The sequence below is a fragment of the Aquirufa rosea genome (assembly GCF_004118285.1).
Classification (GTDB): Bacteria; Bacteroidota; Bacteroidia; order Cytophagales; family Spirosomataceae; genus Aquirufa; species Aquirufa rosea.
This window is the reverse complement of record NZ_SDHY01000003.1, coordinates 25640-44505: the sequence shown is the minus strand read 5'-3', so window position 1 is coordinate 44505 and position 18866 is coordinate 25640. Positions and strand designations below refer to the sequence as shown.

17 protein-coding genes are annotated in these 18866 nt (G+C 38.5%); 11 read left to right on the top strand and 6 right to left on the bottom strand.

Translation table 11 applies throughout. The annotated features are described in order from the left end of the window. Positions 1–134 precede the first annotated feature (134 nt). The 4 genes from ESB04_RS05380 to serS all read left to right on the top strand — a co-directional run bounded on the left by ESB04_RS05380 (position 135) and on the right by serS (position 3985). Positions 135–812, top strand: coding sequence for a tetratricopeptide repeat protein (locus ESB04_RS05380; protein ID WP_129026706.1), 678 nt, complete (start codon positions 135–137; stop codon positions 810–812). Positions 813–884: 72 nt separating this feature from the next. Further along, on the top strand, positions 885–1361 hold the full coding sequence (ribH, locus tag ESB04_RS05375; protein WP_129026705.1) for a 6,7-dimethyl-8-ribityllumazine synthase: 477 nt from the start codon (positions 885–887) through the stop codon (positions 1359–1361). A gap of 19 nt (positions 1362–1380) precedes the next feature. Further along, entirely contained in the window at positions 1381–2703 is a 1323-nt protein-coding gene (locus ESB04_RS05370; protein WP_129026704.1) for an aspartate kinase, read from the top strand. Between the two features lie 10 nt (positions 2704–2713). Beyond that, positions 2714–3985 carry a serine--tRNA ligase gene (gene serS / locus ESB04_RS05365; protein ID WP_129026703.1) on the top strand — a complete coding sequence of 424 codons (1272 nt, stop codon included), beginning with the start codon at positions 2714–2716 and terminating at the stop codon, positions 3983–3985. On the opposite strand, the gene ESB04_RS05360 is transcribed toward serS, so the two are convergent. Both ESB04_RS05360 and ESB04_RS05355 read right to left on the bottom strand, forming a co-directional pair. Continuing rightward, positions 3978–4688, bottom strand: a complete 711-nt coding sequence (locus ESB04_RS05360) for a response regulator transcription factor (protein WP_129026702.1) — start codon at positions 4686–4688, stop codon at positions 3978–3980. The two genes, serS and ESB04_RS05360, sit on opposite strands and share 8 nt — an antisense overlap. Positions 4689–4700: 12 nt before the next feature. After that, positions 4701–6596, bottom strand: coding sequence for an ATP-binding protein (locus ESB04_RS05355; RefSeq protein WP_129026701.1), 1896 nt, complete (start codon positions 6594–6596; stop codon positions 4701–4703). Between the two features lie 137 nt (positions 6597–6733). Between ESB04_RS05355 and ESB04_RS05350 the strand changes: the two genes are divergently transcribed. Further along, positions 6734–7540, top strand: a complete 807-nt coding sequence (locus ESB04_RS05350) for a T9SS type A sorting domain-containing protein (RefSeq protein ID WP_129026700.1) — start codon at positions 6734–6736, stop codon at positions 7538–7540. Positions 7541–7790: 250 nt separating this feature from the next. Here ESB04_RS05350 and ruvB read toward each other — a convergent pair whose 3' ends face one another. Next, a complete protein-coding gene (gene ruvB, locus ESB04_RS05345; protein ID WP_129026699.1) occupies positions 7791–8816 on the bottom strand; it encodes a Holliday junction branch migration DNA helicase RuvB in 1026 nt (341 codons plus the stop codon). Positions 8817–8978: 162 nt separating this feature from the next. On the opposite strand from ruvB, the gene ESB04_RS05340 reads away from it, so the two are divergent. Together ESB04_RS05340 and glpK are read left to right on the top strand one after the other, a co-directional pair. Continuing rightward, complete coding sequence (locus ESB04_RS05340; protein ID WP_129026698.1) at positions 8979–9683, top strand: MIP/aquaporin family protein; 705 nt, start codon at positions 8979–8981, stop codon at positions 9681–9683. Positions 9684–9687: 4 nt separating this feature from the next. Further along, positions 9688–11178: a glycerol kinase GlpK gene (gene glpK, locus ESB04_RS05335; protein ID WP_129026697.1), complete on the top strand. Its 1491-nt coding sequence runs from the start codon at positions 9688–9690 to the stop codon at positions 11176–11178. Here the strand turns inward: glpK and ESB04_RS12645 are convergent. Both ESB04_RS12645 and ESB04_RS05330 read right to left on the bottom strand, forming a co-directional pair. Further along, positions 11175–11297, bottom strand: a complete 123-nt coding sequence (locus ESB04_RS12645) for a hypothetical protein (protein WP_262707678.1) — start codon at positions 11295–11297, stop codon at positions 11175–11177. The genes glpK and ESB04_RS12645 overlap by 4 nt on opposite strands. A gap of 10 nt (positions 11298–11307) precedes the next feature. After that, positions 11308–12789 (bottom strand): type III PLP-dependent enzyme domain-containing protein, encoded by a 1482-nt coding sequence (locus ESB04_RS05330; protein WP_129026696.1) that lies wholly within the window; start codon positions 12787–12789, stop codon positions 11308–11310. A 101-nt stretch (positions 12790–12890) separates the two neighbouring features. On the opposite strand from ESB04_RS05330, the gene ESB04_RS05325 reads away from it, so the two are divergent. After that, the gene (locus ESB04_RS05325; protein ID WP_129026695.1) at positions 12891–14261 is read left to right on the top strand and encodes a UDP-N-acetylmuramate--L-alanine ligase; all 1371 of its coding nucleotides are present in this window, start codon (positions 12891–12893) and stop codon (positions 14259–14261) included. Here ESB04_RS05325 and ESB04_RS05320 read toward each other — a convergent pair. Next, positions 14247–15521 (bottom strand): DUF349 domain-containing protein, encoded by a 1275-nt coding sequence (locus tag ESB04_RS05320; protein WP_129026694.1) that lies wholly within the window; start codon positions 15519–15521, stop codon positions 14247–14249. The two genes, ESB04_RS05325 and ESB04_RS05320, sit on opposite strands and share 15 nt — an antisense overlap. Positions 15522–15741: 220 nt before the next feature. Between ESB04_RS05320 and ettA the strand changes: the two genes are divergently transcribed. Genes ettA through ESB04_RS05305 form a run of 3 tightly spaced genes read left to right on the top strand, consistent with a single transcriptional unit; the run spans position 15742 to position 18771 of the window. After that, complete coding sequence (gene ettA, locus ESB04_RS05315; protein WP_129026693.1) at positions 15742–17409, top strand: energy-dependent translational throttle protein EttA; 1668 nt, start codon at positions 15742–15744, stop codon at positions 17407–17409. After that, on the top strand, positions 17410–17781 hold the full coding sequence (locus tag ESB04_RS05310; protein ID WP_129026692.1) for a DMT family protein: 372 nt from the start codon (positions 17410–17412) through the stop codon (positions 17779–17781). Between the two features lie 30 nt (positions 17782–17811). Then, entirely contained in the window at positions 17812–18771 is a 960-nt protein-coding gene (locus tag ESB04_RS05305; RefSeq protein ID WP_129026691.1) for an AAA family ATPase, read from the top strand. Positions 18772–18866 lie beyond the last annotated feature (95 nt).

The following is an 18866-nucleotide window of genomic DNA, read 5'->3' as shown; positions in this document are numbered from 1 at the left end:
AGGAAAATAAAACCGAAAAGATTCTATTAATATTGATATAAATGAAAGAGATTTTATAATTTTGCAAACCTTTGATGAGTCTACCCCATAAAAATTAGTTAAATACAAGTAGACTCTTACAATAAGGATGTATTATGGCAAAGAAAGAAACTAAAGAATCAATTGAAATTATTGAAAGCCCAGAGGCGCTACAGCAAGAACTAACCAAGGTTACTGGCTTTTTTGAAAGTAACAAAACTACAGTTTTAGGATTAGGAGCTGTCATTATAGCGGTGGTCGTAGGTACATTGGGATATAAATGGTATACACAAACCCAAGATGAGGAGGGTGAGAAAAAATTATTTAAAGCAGTTTATGCTTTCGAAGCTGACTCTTTATCTAAAGCTACCAAGGAATTCAACAAAATCTCAGATGAGTTTGGTGGAAACACACAAAACTTAGCCGATTTATACCAAGGTATTGCTTTGCTTAAGCAAGGTAAATTTGATCAGTCGATTGAAAAATTAAAGAATTTTAGTAGCTCAGATTTATTGGTTCAAGCTAGAGCTTATTCTTTGATTGGAGATGCCTATGTAGAGAAAAAATCATATGCTGAGGCTATTGATTACTATAAAAAAGCGGCTGATTATAAGCCTAACAAGTTCTTTACTCCTACCTATTTATTAAAATTAGCTACAGCCTATGAAGCTAACAAACAGGGTAAAGAAGCTTTGGCAACCTACACGGATATCACAGAGAAATTCCCAGAATCTGCTGAGTCGGTTCCTGCTAAAAAGTACAAAGCTCAATTAGAAAGCTCTATCTCTGAATAATTAGATAACATGTTATATCAGTAAGGGATAAGGGCATCAGCTTTTATCCCTTATTGTTTTAATCCAAACAAGATGTCATCTCAACATAAAAATTTAAGTGAGTTTTCAACGGATTGCCTACCGCAAATTCAGAACAAGCAGTTCGCAGTGGTGGTATCTGAGTGGAATACAGAAGTTACCGAAGCGCTATACCAAGGCTGTATAAATACCTTATTGATATATGGTGCCCGAAAAGAAAACATCCATCGGGTACAGGTTCCAGGAAGTTTTGAATTAAGTTTAGGTGCACAAAAACAAGCCCAAAAGCCTGAAATTGATGCGGTTATTTGCTTAGGTTGTGTGATTCAAGGAGAAACTCGTCATTTTGATTTTATCTGCGATGCCGTTGCCAAAGGAATTACCGATGTTAGCCTAAAATATGATAAACCTGTCATCTTCGGTGTACTTACTCCCAATTCCCAAGAGCAGGCAATGGACCGTGCGGGAGGAAAACATGGTAACAAAGGCGATGAAGCGGCCATAACTGCGATTAAAATGCTAGCTATTTAAACCCATAATTTAAACCCATATGCAAGTTTGGAAATTTGGAGGTACCTCCGTTGGAAAACCAGAAAGAATGAAGTCGATCCGTCAACTGATTACCGAAGATGGAAAAGCCAAGATCGTTGTTTTATCCGCTCTTTCAGGAAGCACCAATTCCTTATTATCAATCTCAGAATCTATATTGGCTGGCCAAATTGCTGAAGCAAAAGATAAAGCGAAAGCATTACGTGAGCATTATGATATCTTTTTGTCTGAATTATACCAAACAGCAGAAGGCTTAGCAAAAGGTAAGTCCATCGTAGATCAAGAGTTTGCATTTATTGATACATTAATCGCTACCCAAGGATTCGGAACAAAGCAAGAAAAAGAAATGGTTGCCTTGGGAGAACTTTTATCTACCCAGATATTTGAAGCCTATTTACAAGAAGAAGGAGTCAACTCCTTGTTGTTACCTGCCTTAGACTTTATGGTCATTGACGAAGACAATGAACCCGTTTTATCTGTCATTGAAGAGAAATTAAAGGCTATTTTGGCCAAAGAACCCAACAAGCAAATTTATATCACTCAAGGATTTATTTGTCGAAATCCTCAGGCAGAAGTCGATAACTTAAAACGTGGTGGTTCAGATTATACGGCTTCCTTGATTGGTGGAGCCATTTCAGCAGAAGAAGTTCAAATTTGGACGGATATTGATGGAATGCATAACAATGACCCACGTATTGTTAAGAACACCTTTCCTATCCGTGAATTATCTTTTGCAGAAGCAGCTGAGCTAGCCTACTTTGGGGCAAAGATCTTGCATCCGAGTACCATTACTCCTGCTAAGTTAAAAGGAGTGCCGGTTCGACTAAAAAATACGATGGAGCCAAGTGCCTACGGTACCTTGATTTCAGAAAAATCTACGGATGTTGAAATTAAGGCAATTGCTGCCAAAGACAATATTACTGCCATTTATATTCATTCAACTCGCATGTTGAATGCCTACGGTTTCTTGAAAAGAGTATTTGAGGTTTTCGAAAAATATAAGACTCCTGTTGACATGATCACTACATCAGAGGTGTCAGTTTCGGTTACCATTGACCAAACTACTCATTTAGATTCCATTATGTCGGAGTTACGTGAATTTGCCGAATTGGAAGATCCTGATAAGAACCAAGTCATTATCTGTATAGTGGGTAATTTTTGGGCAGACAAGGAAGGCATTGCCATCAAGGTATTAAATGCCATGAAAAACATTCCAATTCGTATGATTTCTTATGGTGCATCTGAACACAATATTTCATTGTTAGTTGATGCGAAACATAAAAATGAATCATTAAATGCCCTAAACGAAGGTTTATTCTTCTAAAACTGATCTTATGCTAACCTTAGCTTTTATTCGTGCCAATACCGAACAATCCATTCAAGGTTTGAAGAAAAAACGCTTTTTTGATGCAGAAAAAGCTGTAGAAAAACTGATTTCATTGGATGACAAACGTAAAGCTTTATTACAACAAGCAGAACAAGCTTTAGAGAAATCCAATGCTGCCGCTAAGGAGATTGGAGCTTTTATGAAGAATGGTCAAGTGGATTTAGCTGAATCCAAAAAAGCTGAAACAGCTAATTTAAAAGCAAGTATCAAGGAATTAGGAGAGGCCGCCAAAATTGCCGAGCAGGAGGTATATGACCTATTGGTAACCTTGCCTAATCTTCCTCACAGTTCTGTACCTGAAGGCAAAACAGCGGAGGATAATGAGGTAGTTTTAAGCTGGGGGACAATCCCAGATTTAGGAGAAAATGCACAGGCGCACTGGGATTTAATCAAAAAATACGACATCATCGATTTTGATTTAGGTAATAAAATAACGGGAGCAGGTTTTCCAGTGTATAAAGGGAAAGGTGCTCGTTTACAAAGGGCCTTAATTAACTTCTTTTTAGACGAAGCCATTCAGGCAGGCTATTATGAAATTCAGCCACCCATATTAATTAATGAAGATTCTGGTTTTGGTACAGGTCAACTTCCAGACAAAGAGGGACAAATGTATGTAACCAAGGAGGAAGGATTGTACTTAATTCCTACAGCCGAAGTTCCAATTACCAATTTGTACCGAGACGTAATTGTCAACGAGAAAGAATTGCCGATCAAAAACGTAGGTCATACCCCTTGCTTCCGTCGTGAAGCAGGTTCTTGGGGGGCACATGTACGCGGATTAAATCGATTGCATCAATTTGACAAAATTGAGATTGTACAAATTCACAAACCTGAAACATCATATCAAGCTTTGGAAGAGATGTCTCTGCATGTTCAAGGATTATTGCAAAAGTTGGAACTTCCATATCGCGTATTGCGACTTTGCGGTGGTGACATGGGTTTTGCTTCTGCCTTAACGTATGATATGGAGGTTTGGTCAGCTGCCCAAGGACGATGGTTAGAAGTAAGTTCTGTTTCAAATTTTGAAACTTTCCAGGCGAACCGTTTAAAATTAAGAACGAAGATCGATGGAAAATCCATACTTTGTCATACGCTAAATGGTTCTGCCTTGGCTCTACCACGTATCGTGGCAGCTATTCTAGAAAACAACCAAGGACCTAAAGGAATTAAAATCCCGCATGTGCTAGTTCCTTATTGTGGATTTGAGTACATCAACTAAGACCTTCAACACTTAATCGAAAACCCTCACCGTGCAGGTTAATTAACTGCACGCGGGGGTCTTCTTTTAACATTTTTCGCAATTTAGTCATATAGACATCCATGCTTCTAGCATTGAAATAAGTATCATCTCCCCAAATGAGTTTTAGGGCATAACTCCGACTTACTGGCCTTCCTAAATTTTCACAGAGCAGTTTCATCAAATCATTTTCCTTGGGAGTAAACTTTTGTTCGTTATCTCCCAAAATCAATTTCATTTTATTCGGATAATATACAAAATCCCCCAATTTTAGCTCTTCGGCTAAGCTAGGAACAGATTTACCCGAATGGGTTCTACGCAAGACAGCCTCGATTCTTGCCACCAATACATCCATGGAAAATGGTTTCGTCAAGTAATCATCTGCTCCCACTTTAAAGCCCTGTAAGGTATCCTCTTCCATGGATTTGGCCGTCAAAAAAATGATGGGCACGTCTAAGTGTGTCGCCCGAATATCTTTGGCCAAAGAGAAACCATCTTTCTTAGGCATCATGACATCCAATAAGCATAAATCAAATGATTCCTTGACAAATAAGTCCAAAGCCTCATCTCCATTTTGAGCCCACTGGACTTGGTAGCCCTTTTTCTTTAAAAATTCTGAAAGTAATAGTCCTAAGTTAGGATCGTCTTCAGCCAATAAGATGGATGGATGATTTGTATTTTCCATAATCAGATCAAACTATTCGGTAGGGTTGAAAGGTAAATTGATTTCGAAAGTACTCCCAATTTGAAGTAAACTGGACACATTAACCGTGCCGCCATGTGCCTCCACAATCTTCTTAACGTAGCTAAGTCCTAGACCAAAGCCTTTCACATTATGTACATTACCAGTAGGCACTCGATAAAAGGGTTCAAACACAGAAGCTAAAACTTCCTTCGCCATTCCAATACCTTGATCAGAAATATGGACGCTGAAGGAGTTGCCAGTGGAATTTGTACTAATGGTAATTTCTGGCTTCTCTTTGCTGTATTTGATAGCATTATCCAATAAATTAAATAGTACATTAGAGATATGAACTTCGTCCACTTCAATGATGCATTGAGCGGCATCTAATAGTACGTGTAAGTTGCCACCTTGTGACTGGATCAATGGCCCATTCATTTCGACCACTTGCTGGATTAAAGTATGCATATTAACCTCTTTCTTTTTCAGAACGATGTTTTCTTTTTCCATTTGAGCGGTTTGTAATACTCGCTCCACTTGCCTGCCTAATCTAATATTCTCTTCTTTGATAATACCTACATAACGATTGATAGATTCATTATTAATGCCATTAGATTCCTCCTGAATCAATTGGGCTGCCAAAGAAATGGTGGAAATTGGAGTTTTAAACTCATGCGTCATGTTGTTGATAAAGTCATTCTTTATCTCAGCCAATTTTTTTTGTTTTAGAATTGTAGTAACAGCAATGTAAAAACAACCTAACATAGTTAACAAAAGTAAGGCTGAACCTAAAAAACTTAGACTCATCGCCTTCCAAACCATAGCTTCTTGGCTAGGGAAATATATTTGCAAATATTGACCACTAGGTCTTAAATCATTAGGAAATAAAGCAGTAGAAAAAGAAGCAGCTCTGGCTCTGGGCGTTTTCATAAGACCTGCAGAGGTATATACCCAATTTTTATTTTCCTGAGACTCTTTAGGTCCAATACCAAAAACATAAGGCATGGATATACCTTTGGCAGCTAATTCTTGCTTGATTAAACTATCTATATGTTTTGTCGAAACACGCTGTGTAATGGGTCTTTCTTTGAAAAGGAAATCTGCAAAAACCTCCTTAGCCATTTCTGTCTTTTTCAGTACCTTTTTTAATTCTGCTTTCTCCTCTTTCAACTTTTCAGCATTAATAGTCAGGTCATTAATTTTCTGCGTTTTTTGTTGATCTTCCTTATGTAATTGCGCCAAAAGCTTGGGGCGTATACGATTCAATTCACTCAAACGCTTGGCCTCTCTGGCCTTCAGACGATTACTTTCTTTTAAACGATTTAACTCTTGTAAAACACGTGGCCTCACTACACCCATCATCTCGTTCAATTGCTTTTCTTCTCTTAATCTACGGTTGATGCCTTTTAAATCAGCATTGATTTGGTACTCCTCTGTGACCTCGGCAATTTGTCCGTTGGGCAACATGAATGACTTCCTAACATATAAAATATCATTTGGCATTTCATTTTGCTGAAATTTCTTAAGAGCTTGAAGTTCTGATTGATTAAACTTAAATTCATGTGCTATATCCTCTGTAAGTAATTCTAAAGGATCATGAGGAGGTGTTGGTACATCTTTTAATTGAGGAGTTTTAGGCGGAGTAGGAAGATCCTTCGTAGCCAATTTCTTCTCCAAAGCGGCTATTTCTTTTTGCTGATTTTCATATTCTCTTTGTTTTTGAGATAGGACGTATAGCTCCTGCTTCTCGAGCTTCCTAACCACTTTCTCCATACCATCCCGAATATCAGCTGCCAATTGCTCTTTTTTGGTTTCTAACATAAAACCTAACCAATAGGATTGGAAAGATATTAAGCCTATCAGAGCTAAGGTCATCAAGCCAATAATGAGTCGAATTTTCTTTTGAGACATATCTTTTCAAACAATTGTAGGGACAAAATTACATGAATTATTCGTCCAATTTCCTTCCTTAATACTACTTAACATTCTTTAACAATCAATTATTGAATGCTTTATCTAAGTTTGTGCTGTCACAAAATTTCAAAATTATGAAAACAATTGTTTTATCTGCCCTACTGGGTACTATGGGAAGTCTCGCTATGGCACAAGAAGTGCAAAAATCAGAGTCCACTATTAAAATTGTAGTGGAAGAAAACGGGAAACAGAAAACCATTGAGAGAACCTTTGCGAATCCTGACTTAGCAGAAGCTGGGATTAAGCAATTAAATGACTCGCTGAACAAGGAGATAAGTAAGTCAGAGGGAAAAACTAAAATCATCACCATGGACATCAGAAAAAGAGGTGGTGACCGATTGAGAATGAACCCGATGGGATCTGTCCCGACTATGGAAAGGGATAAGATGGCACGCATAGAAAAACGAATGAGAAAGCTCAGAGGAGATATGGATGATAAGCAAATTCGAATTTTCAGACATGGCCCAGAGGACATGGAAATACATGTAGAACAAATGCCAGATGGCAAAAACTTCAAATTTGATTTGGATGAAAATGGCCCAGGTATGAAAGAATTGAGAAGAATTCAAGAGGATGGATTCCCATTTTTGGATCAGCATTTTGCGGGAGGCCAAGGCTCCAAAAACATCAAAGGCTTATTTGCAAATCCGAATAGCCCATTTAATGGAAAACTTAATATTCGTTTCAATGCGCCAGAGAAAGGTACAGTTTATATTAGGGTGTTTGACGTAAATGGAAAACAAATTGCTGATGAAATTGTTAAAGAATTTCAAGGTCGCTATTTGGGTCAGATTGATCTAAAGAAAGCCGGTTCGGGGGTTTATTTCGTACTGGTTAGTCAAGGAAATGACGGATCCACCATCCGAGTGAAAATAGACTAATATTCAATCCGCCTAAGTTAAAAATTCGAAATTTCCAACGCTGTCAAGGTTTAAAACCTTGACAGCGTTACTCAAATCTAGCTATTTTCAACTCCCAAGATCATCAAGAAATAGATAAACTTCAAATTAAATCAATCACTTGATTTAGTCTGTCAATTACCATAAAACTGATTGAGAGTTTTAAAAAAATTACGGAGCTTTATCCAACGCTGTCAAGGTTTTAAACCTTGACAGCGTTAAGTAAAAAAAATTAAAATAAGGTCCCCATCTGCGATCTAGGTTCAAGCCCCACATGTCGATATGCCTTTTCGGTAGCTTCTCTTCCTCTTGAAGTACGTTTCAAAAAGCCCTCCTGAATTAAAAAAGGCTCATACACTTCTTCTATGGTTTCGGCCTCCTCACCACATGCTGTGGCAATAGTTGTTAATCCCACAGGCCCTCCTTTGAACTTTTCTATAATTGTTAATAAAATGCGGTTATCCATTTCATCCAAACCGTTCATATCCACATCTAAGGCCTCAAGTGCAAATTTAGCTATCTCCATATCTATATTTCCAGTTCCTTTGATTTGAGCAAAGTCCCTAGTTCTCCTCAACAAATTATTCGCTATACGTGGTGTGCCTCGGCTCCTTCTGGCTATCTCAAATGCTCCTGTTTCATCAATGGGCATGTTTAAAATATTAGCAGACCTTTTGACAATACTAGATAACAACTGAGCATCGTAATATTCCAAACGTGCATTTATACCAAACCGAGCTCGTAATGGGGAAGTTAATAATCCCGCTCGGGTGGTTGCTCCAATTAAAGTAAAAGGATTCAATCCTATCTGAATACTTCGAGCATTAGGACCTGAATCCAACATGATATCAATCTTATAATCCTCCATCGCAGAATATAAATATTCTTCCACAATGGGATTTAAGCGATGTATTTCATCAATAAATAAAACATCAAATGGCTGTAGATTTGTTAATAAACCTGCTAAATCAGAAGGTTTATCCAATACCGGACCAGAAGAGATCTTCAAAGTAGATCCCAACTCATTGGCAATGATGTGCGAAAGCGTCGTTTTACCTAAACCTGGAGGGCCGTGCAATAAAACATGATCCAATGCCTCCTCACGGGCCTTAGCTGCTCCAACAAATATCTTTAGATTTTCAACTATCTTTCCTTGACCCGTGAAATCGGAGAAACTCAACGGACGTAATGCCTTATCTATCTCCTTGTCTTGTTGAGGTAATGACTCCGAATCGCCCTTCAAATAGTCTTCACGCATATCCATTGAAATTATAAAATATAAATCAAAGATAAATTTTAGCCCGCAATAAATGGACATTATGGCTAAAATTAAATTCGAGAAATAAAAATATACCTCCTAAAAAAAAGCCTATTTTTCTCGATAAATTTTCTATTTTTGAAGATACTTAAATTTGAAAGAATGAGTTCTATTTTTATCGGCGAATTAGCAGGAACAGCCTGTTTGATTTATTTAGGAAACGGTGTGGTGGCTAACGTATTGTTAAAAGATACCAAAGGACATCAAACTGGTTTACTGGCAATTGCTGCAGCTTGGGCTTTTGCCGTTACCATTGGTGTTTTTGTTTCCACTTATTTTGGTAGTCCAGGCGCTCATCTAAATCCCATCGTAACCATAGCAGGATGTGCTAAGTCAGGTGATTGGACTCTATTCCCTACCTATGTGGGAGGACAATTAATCGGCGCCATGATCGGCCAATTATTAGTTTGGATTCATTACCATCCTCATTATCAAATTACTGAAGACCCTGGAGCTATTAAGGCTTCTTTTTGTACTGATCCAGCCATCAAAAATTGGCCGTTTAATTTTATTTCTGAGGCCTTTGCCTCTGCCTTAATCATCGTTGCATTAGGTACATTTTCTAGCATAGAACATGGCCTAGGGCCATTCATTGTGGGTATTTTAGTTTGGGCAGTAGGTCTAGCACTAGGTGGAACTACTGGTTATGCCGTAAATCCAGCTAGGGATTTAGGCCCAAGAATTATGCACTTCATTTTACCTATTCCCAACAAAGGTAAAAGCGATTGGGAATATGCTTGGATTCCTGTAATTGGTCCAGCAACGGGTGCCTTGATTGGCGCATATTTACTGACATTAAATCAATAAACTTATGTATATCGGATCCATTGACCAAGGAACAACCAGTTCTAGATTTATTATATTCAATAAAGCGGGCGAAATAATCTCCATGGGCCAGAAGGAACATGAACAAATTTATCCTCAAGCAGGTTGGGTAGAACATAATGTAGAAGAGATCTGGCAAAATGTTCAGGAGGTGATAGGTCTGGCATTAGGTAAAGCAGGATTATCTGCCGGGGATATCGCTGCTGTGGGGATAACCAATCAAAGAGAAACCACGGTTATATGGAATAAAAAAACGGGGAAACCTTATTATAATGCCTTGGTTTGGCAAGATACCCGGGTGGGATCTGAACTAGCTGAATTGGCTAAAGATGGAGGAATGGACCGTTTTCGAGCCAAAACCGGATTACCATTAGCTACTTATTTTAGTGGTTTAAAATTACGCTGGCTACTTCAGAACGTGCCTGGTTTAAGAGAAGATGCTTTGCGAGGTGAAGCCCTTTTTGGCACTATGGACACTTATATTTCTTGGCAATTAACGGGTGGTACTGAGGGTGGTATTCATATCACCGATGTAACCAATGCTAGTAGAACCCAATTAATGGACTTGTCCAGCTGCACTTGGGATGATGAGATCCTCCAGGTTCTTCAAATCCCTAAATCGATGCTTCCAGAAATCAAAGCCAGCTCAGCTGTATATGGTAAGTCAAAGGGAGTTTTGGAAGGTGTCCCTTTAGCTGGAATATTAGGAGACCAACAAGCTGCCTTAGTAGGACAAACTTGTTTTGATCCAGGCCAAGGTAAAAACACCTATGGAACAGGTTGTTTTCTTTTAATGAACACAGGTAAACAAGCTATTCCTTCTCAATTTGGATTGTTAACTACGGTAGCCTATCAGTTAGGAAATGAACCCGTTCATTACGCCTTAGAAGGCTCGGTGGCTATTGCTGGTTCCCTGGTACAATGGCTAAGAGATAATTTAGGCATCATTCAGCAAAGTCCAGACATTGAGCGTTTAGCGAAGGAAGTGGACGACAATGGCGGTTGCTACTTCGTACCTGCCTTCTCAGGATTGTATGCCCCATATTGGAAACAAGATGCCCGTGGTGTATTGGTTGGATTAACCAGTTATGTCAATAAAAGTCATATTGCTCGTGCTGCTTTGGAGGCTACGGCTTTCCAAACATGGGAAGTCCTGGAGGCTATGGAAAAAGATGCTGGTATTTCCATTTCTTCCTTACGAGTAGATGGAGGCATGGTGGTCAACCAATTATTGATGCAATTCCAATCGGACATTTTGGGACAAGAAGTAATTTGCCCTAAAATCATAGAAACCACCGCTTTGGGTGCCGCCTATGCCGCCGGATTAGCCGTTGGCTATTGGGAAAATTTAGACGATTTGAAGAAAAACTGGGCTATTCAACACCGTTGGAATTCCCAAATGGATGAAAGTCGACGCAGCCATTTGAAAAAACAATGGAAAAAAGCCGTTTCAAAAAGTTTTAACTGGGAGGATTAACCTCTTTTCACTTTGGGTGCATCTGCACGGGTAGTACCGTAAGCCGGACAATTGGTATTTTGTGAACAAGCTGCACAAACAAATGTAGCAAGCAACACGACGGCCAATAATTTTTTCATATAATTTGATTTAAACAGACACTAATTTAGTTTTTGCTTTAATCTCAAGCTCCTTACCATTTTTTGATTCTTCATCATTGGCAAGCTCAGCAGCTTGATTGTAACCTAATATATTTAACATAGAGCTACTATTCTGCTCCTCAGAAAATAAACGAGTTGTCACGGTTCCATCCTCCAAACGATCAATTATCACATGCTTAGGAGCCGGAATTAAACAATGTTGAATACCCCCATAACCTCCTAATGACTCTTGATACGCACCAGTATGAAAGAAACCAACGTACTGTCGCTCAGTAGCTTCCTCAAAAATAGGTAAATATAAGTCAGAACTATGCGCCTCCGTATTATAAAAATCCATGGAGTCGCAAGTTAGCCCCCCCAAATTCACTTTTTGATAAGGAGAACCCCAATTATTCACTGGCAACATAATATATTTTTGATTCATACCCCAAGAGTCTGGCAACTGGGTTATGAAGGAACCATCAATCATATACCAAAGTTCTTTATCATTTTGCAACTTTTGGTCGATAATCTCATACAAAACAGCACCACTCTCCCCGACAGAATAAGAACCAAACTCCGTAAAAATGTTAGGAACTGGAACATTATTTTTATTACAAATCCAGGAAATAGACTCTACAATTTCATCTACCATAGCCTGGTAATCATAATTGAACTGAAGTGACGTCTGAATCGGCAACCCTCCACCCAAATCAATGGAGTCCAATTCTGGACAGATCTTTTTGATTTCACAATACTTATAAATGAAGCGACTTAACTCAGACCAATAATAAGCACTATCCTTAATTCCTGTGTTGATGAAAAAATGTAACATCTTCAGATTAAATCGAGGATTGGGTTTGATTTTCTCCAAATACAAAGAATTTACATCTGAATATCGAACTCCTAAACGAGAGGTATAAAACGCAAAATCTGGCTCCTCGTCCGTTGCAATGCGAATGGCTAAATTAACTTTATCCGCCGTTACCGACTTCTCATAAAAATCAATTTCCTTCAAATTATCCAGAATAGGGATGCAATTGAAGCCTTCGTTAATAAACTCAGAGATATATTGCGTATACAATGGCTGCTTGTAGCCATTGCATAAGATGTAGGTGGATTTGGTGATTTTTCCACGGTTATACATGTCACGAATAATCGGGATGTCAAAAGCACTACTCGTTTCTAGATGAACATGCTGCTTAATTACTTCATCCAAGACAAAGGAAAAATGAGATGATTTGGTGCAATAACAGTAAGTATAATTTCCCTTATAATTATATTTCTTTATGGCATTTCTAAACAATAATTTGGCATTATCTATATGTTCACCAATCTTGGGCAAATAGGATAATTTTAAGGGTGTTCCATATTGCTTGATAATCTCCATCAAAGGCACATTGTTAAACAATAATTCATTGTTCTCATTGATGTTAAACTCACGAGTGGGAAATTCAATGGTTTGATCAATTAGATCGATGTAATTTTTCATGGATTATACCAAATTAAAAAACGAGTACTCTCGAATTGTGGAAAAACGTGCAAAACTGCAATAAAAGTATGTACTTTGCAAACTATTCTATACAATGTTACATGCCAAAAATTCATTTTATTGCGATCGGTGGTGCAGCCATGCACAATCTAGCACTAGCACTTCATTTTCAAGGATATAAAATTTCTGGTTCTGACGATGAGATTTATGAACCATCCAAGAGCCTACTGGACCAACAGGGTATTTTACCTGAAAAATTCGGTTGGTTTCCTGAAAAAATTACCAAAGACTTGGACTGTGTGATCGTGGGCATGCATGCTCGGTCTGATAACCCAGAATTATTGAAAGCGCAAGAATTAGGCGTTCGTATAGAATCTTATCCATCTTTCTTGTACGAACACAGCAAAAATAAACAAAGGATTGTCATTGCAGGTAGCCATGGAAAAACCAGCATTACCTCCATGGTTTTGCACGTATTGAAAAACCTACACAAAAAATTTGATTATTTAGTTGGTGCCCGTATCGAAGGATTTGAATTGATGGCTTCCCTTTCAGATGCCCCTATCATTGTCATCGAAGGAGATGAATATTTAGCTTCTCCCATAGATCGAAGAGCCAAATTTTTGTTGTATCAACCCCATATTGCCCTTATTTCAGGTATTGCTTGGGATCATATTAATGTCTACCCGACCTTTGAATCTTATACCAGCTCCTTTAAAGAGCTAATTCAGTCTATGCCAAAAGCCGGTAGCCTTCTATATGATGAAACCGATGAAATCTTAAATCAATTGAGTGAATCTTGTCCGGACCATACCGACAAAACAGGCTATTCTGCTCATCCTTCTTATATCAAAAATGGGAAAACCATTTTAAAAGGCTTAGATGGAACAGATTATGAAATTCAAATTTTTGGGGACCATAGCCTTAAGAATCTGAATGGGGCCCGATTAATTTGTGAACAAGTGGGAGTCTCCAACACCGACTTCTATAAATCAATTCAAAGTTTTAAAGGAGCAGCCAAGCGCCTGGAGTTAGTAGGCAAATCCGACAATTGCTTGTTATATAAAGATTTTGCACATGCACCATCCAAGGTAATGGCTACAACGGAAGCCTTGAAAAAGCAATATCCTCAAAGTAAACTAATTGCTTGTTTGGAATTGCATACCTTCAGTAGCTTAAATCCAGCCTTTTTGCCACAATATGCTCATAGCTTAAACTCCGCAGACATAGCTGTAGTTTACCTGAGTGAGCATGCCAGAGAAATCAAACGCATGGATCGATTAGATGAGGGTCAAGTACAAAACTACTTCAAGCACCCAAATTTGACCATTCTCAGAGAGGCTAATGACCTAAAAGCATGGCTTTTACAACATGCTTGGATGGATACCAACCTCTTAATGATGTCGTCCGGAACATTCGATGGCCTAGACTTAACTGATTTGGCCAAACAAATGAATTTAAGCGTTCAATAATTGATCCAATTCCGTCTTAAATCCAGCCAAAAGAATTTCCTTCATGCTGATTTTACGTTTTTGGGTATTAATCTTACTTTGAACAGGCTTCTCTTCCATTTGACGATCCTGTTCCGCTTGAGCGATAAAGCTCTCCAATTCACTGCGCTCCTTTTTAGTCATGTAATCCATCTGATTAATCATGATTTTCAGTTGCTCAATTCTTGGCTTATCATTCAAAGCCGGATGTCTATAGGATATTACACGTAATAAGTAATTCATCTCAAATATCTTATCACAAATAGTTCTAAAACGTTCCGCTAGACTACGATCCAGAGACTTTACCTGTGCGGCAATCTCTTTCCATTTCACTAAATAGGCCTTCGCCTTTTCAGCGATAGCTGGCATATTTACCTGATCACCTAGCTTAGACTCTAGTTCCTGCGTCATCGCCATCAACTCCTGAACTCTTGGATCTATCCTTGGTTTCACTTCTATACCCTTGATGCGGTTATATTTTTCAAAAAACATGTCATTGGCTTTTTTGAAATTCTTCCAAAGCATAGACTGTTTTTTGGGAGGTAAACCTAAAACGGTTTTCCATTCTTTTTGTAACTCCTTCACTTTGCCCACAGAATCATCGATGTCTGGAGCCTTTCTTAATTGATGTACACTATCAATGAAGCCCTGCAACTTAGCAATCTTCTCATCAATCACTCGATTCTTTTCCTCAAAATACACCCTTCTTCTTAGGAAGAATGCCTCCATAATGGATTGAAAAGCAGCATTCAATTCGTCTTGATATTGACGGTCAACAGGTCCTGTTTTAACCCACTTCGATTTTATTTCTACCAACTGTTCAGTTGCCACCAATACATCATCTCCGTGAGCGGCCACTTTAGCATCTTCAATCAAGGCTCGCTTGATTTCCAGATTCTTCACTTGATTCTGTTGAATCAAAGAGCGTAAATATTCTTCAATCTTATCTAATTCATCAAATAAAGGTTTAAAATCCCCTAAACCATCAAAATCAGCCAAATAGGCTTTCATTTGAACTACTTTGGTCAGAAATGAACCTTTGTTTTGTACTTCCTTTACCTCATTGGATAAATCAGCCACTTTTTTCTTCGCTAATTCGAATCGATTAACAAAATACTGAAGAGCTTCTTGTTCGGTATTGCGAACAAAACCAATTTCACGCTCAGGAAAGTTTAGAAATGCTTTGATATAGACTTTGCCGTCTCGGCAAAATCCGAATTCATTGGAGGTGGTTGCTTCCATCGTTCTTGATATGAGAGAGCTTCAAGCAAATGCTATGGCTCAAAAATTTAGTGTGGTTTGAATTAAATATTACAAGGCACTAATTTATTTAAATTTTAATAAATCTCTAAACATTTCACCTGAATAATCTTGCAAAAAAATATACTTGTTAAAATAATCAGAAAACTGTTAACAGCTTTTTCCGATATTTGCAGTCCATTAAATAATTTTTATTTCCCGCATGAGCAACGAAACCATCATATTTTCCATGGAGAGGGTCTCCAAGACCATTCCACCTCAGAAAACTATTCTAAAAAATATTTACCTGTCATTTTTTTATGGCGCCAAAATTGGGGTATTAGGTCTCAATGGTTCTGGTAAATCTACCTTGTTACGCATCATTGCAGGAATTGATAAATCATACACCGGTGAAGTGGTTTTTTCTCCGGGTTACACAGTAGGCTTATTGGAACAAGAACCTCAATTGGATCCCAATAAAACTGTATTGGAGGTAGTAGAGGAAGGTGTAGCCGAAATCAAAAACCTCCTTAAAGAATTTGACCAGATTAATGAGGCCTTTGCAGATCCTGATGCAGATTTCGACAAATTATTAGCACGTCAAGGTGAGGTACAAGAAAAACTTGATCATTTTAATGCTTGGGAACTAGATAATCGCCTTGAAAAAGCCATGGATGCGCTACGTTGCCCACCTTCAGACGCTTTGATCAGTACATTATCTGGTGGAGAAAAAAGACGCGTTGCTCTGTGTCGACTTTTACTTCAAGAACCCGATGTTTTATTATTGGATGAGCCAACCAACCACTTAGATGCCGAATCAGTATGGTGGTTAGAGGAGCATTTACGTCAATACAAAGGAACCGTTATCGCAGTTACTCACGATCGTTATTTTTTAGATAACGTTGCTGGTTGGATTTTAGAATTGGATCGTGGAGAGGGAATCCCTTGGAAAGGAAATTACTCTTCTTGGTTAGAACAAAAACAAAATCGATTAGCCCAAGAAGAAAAGACGGAATCCAGACGCCAGAAAACCCTACAGCGTGAGTTGGAATGGGTTAGAATGGCTCCAAAAGCTCGTCAGGCCAAATCCAAAGCACGTATTGGGGCCTATGAAAAATTGCTCTCAGAAGAAAACAAACAGAAAGAAGATAAATTAGAAATCTTTATTCCAGCGGGACCAAGATTAGGAAACAAGGTCATCGAGGTACAGGGTGTATCCAAAACCTTCGGAGATAAAATACTATTTGAAAACCTTACCTTCTCTCTTCCTCCAGCCGGAATTGTAGGTATCATTGGACCCAATGGTGCGGGTAAAACCACATTATTTAAACTCATTACAGGTCAAATTAAGCCGGACAATGGGACATTTGAAGTTGGTGAAACTGTTCAATTGGCTTATGTGGACCAAGAACATCATCAATTAAAGGCAGAGAAATCCGTTTTTGAAACCATTTCAGATGGAAATGATTGGGTGATGTTGGGAGGTAAACAAAGTAATGCCCGAGCTTACGTAAGTAAATTTAACTTTAACGGGGCCGATCAAGAGAAAAAAATAGGTAACCTATCCGGTGGAGAACGTAACCGTGTTCACTTAGCCATGATGTTAAAAGAAGGTGCCAATGTATTATTGTTGGATGAACCTACCAACGACTTGGATGTTAATACCTTACGGGCATTGGAAGAAGGCCTAGAGAACTTCGCTGGCTGTGCGGTAGTTATTTCCCACGACAGATGGTTCCTAGATCGTATTGCTACGCATATTTTAGCATTTGAGGGGGATTCTCAAGTTACTTGGTTTGAAGGAAACTATTCTGAATACGAAGAAGCTAGAAAAAAACGCTTAGGTAATGATTTAGTCCCTAAACGTATTCGATACAAAAAACTCAACTAAATGAGAGGCCTTTTTACCCTTGTTTTACTCATCCTATCCAATGTGTTTATGACCTTGGCATGGTATGGGCATTTACAATGGAAAGATAGCTCTTGGTTAAAAAATGCTGGTATTTGGAGTATCATCATCTTCAGCTGGGGCTTAGCCTTTTTTGAATATGTGATGCAAGTACCTGCCAACCGATTAGGTTTTAAGGAGAATGGAGGCCCCTTTACTTTTTTTGAACTCAAAACCATTCAAGAAGCCATTTCCTTAGTGGTATTCACCCTATTTCTTATTTTCGTGGTGAAATCGGAAAAATTAGCCTGGAATCATTTCTTGGGTTTTGGACTGATACTTCTGGCAGTTTATGTTATTTTTAAAAAATGGTAAGCGTTTAGGCATCACCTAATAATCAATACAATGGAACCAAGAGAAAAAATAAATGCCCTATTTAATGAGATGAGTAAGGTAGTGGTGGGGCAGGAAAGACTGATAAACCGGCTACTCGTAGGCTTATTTACGGGTGGACACGTGCTGTTGGAAGGTGTTCCAGGACTAGCTAAAACGCTTACGATCAATACCCTTGCCAAGATTTTAGACCTGCATTTTCATCGCATTCAGTTTACCCCCGATTTACTCCCAGCCGACTTAGTAGGCACCATGATTTTCAATCCCTTGAAAAATGAATTTGAAGTAAAAAAAGGACCCATTTTTGCTCAAATCATTTTAGCCGATGAGATTAACCGTGCTCCTGCCAAGGTTCAATCTGCTTTGCTAGAGGCCATGGCAGAAAAACAAGTGACGATTGGTGACACCACCTATCCATTAGACAAACCATTTTTGGTACTTGCCACACAAAACCCAGTTGAACAAGAAGGGACCTTCCCACTACCTGAGGCCCAAGTGGACCGTTTCATGCTAAAAGTCTTCCTAAATTACCTAGACAAGGAACAAGAATTAGAGGTTATGCGCAAAATGTCAAACATGGACTTTCAGTATGAGGTGAAAACCATCATGAATTTGGAAGATATTCAGAAAATTAGGAAAGAAATCAACCAAATAACCATCAGCGAAACACTGGAAAAGTACATCATCGAATTAATTTTTGCGACACGTAATCCAGCAGAATACGGCCTTGTTCAAGAGGCTAATTACATCCAGTTCGGTGCTTCACCCCGTGCCAGTATTCATTTAAATTTAGCAGCTAAAGTATTGGCCTATTTAGAAGGTCGCGATTATGTTCTGCCAGAAGATATCAAAGAGATGGCTCCTGATGTATTGAATCACAGAATTATATTAAATTATGTGGCAGAAGCAGACGGCATCAATACGCTTCAAATCATCCAATCCATTTTAAGTAGCGTAGCCATCAACCGATAATCGACAAAAATCAGTTTCAAACATACTGATTAATAATAAGTTGTGTTTATATTGCAACGAGTAAACATGTGATTTTCCATGGAGGGATTGAGAAT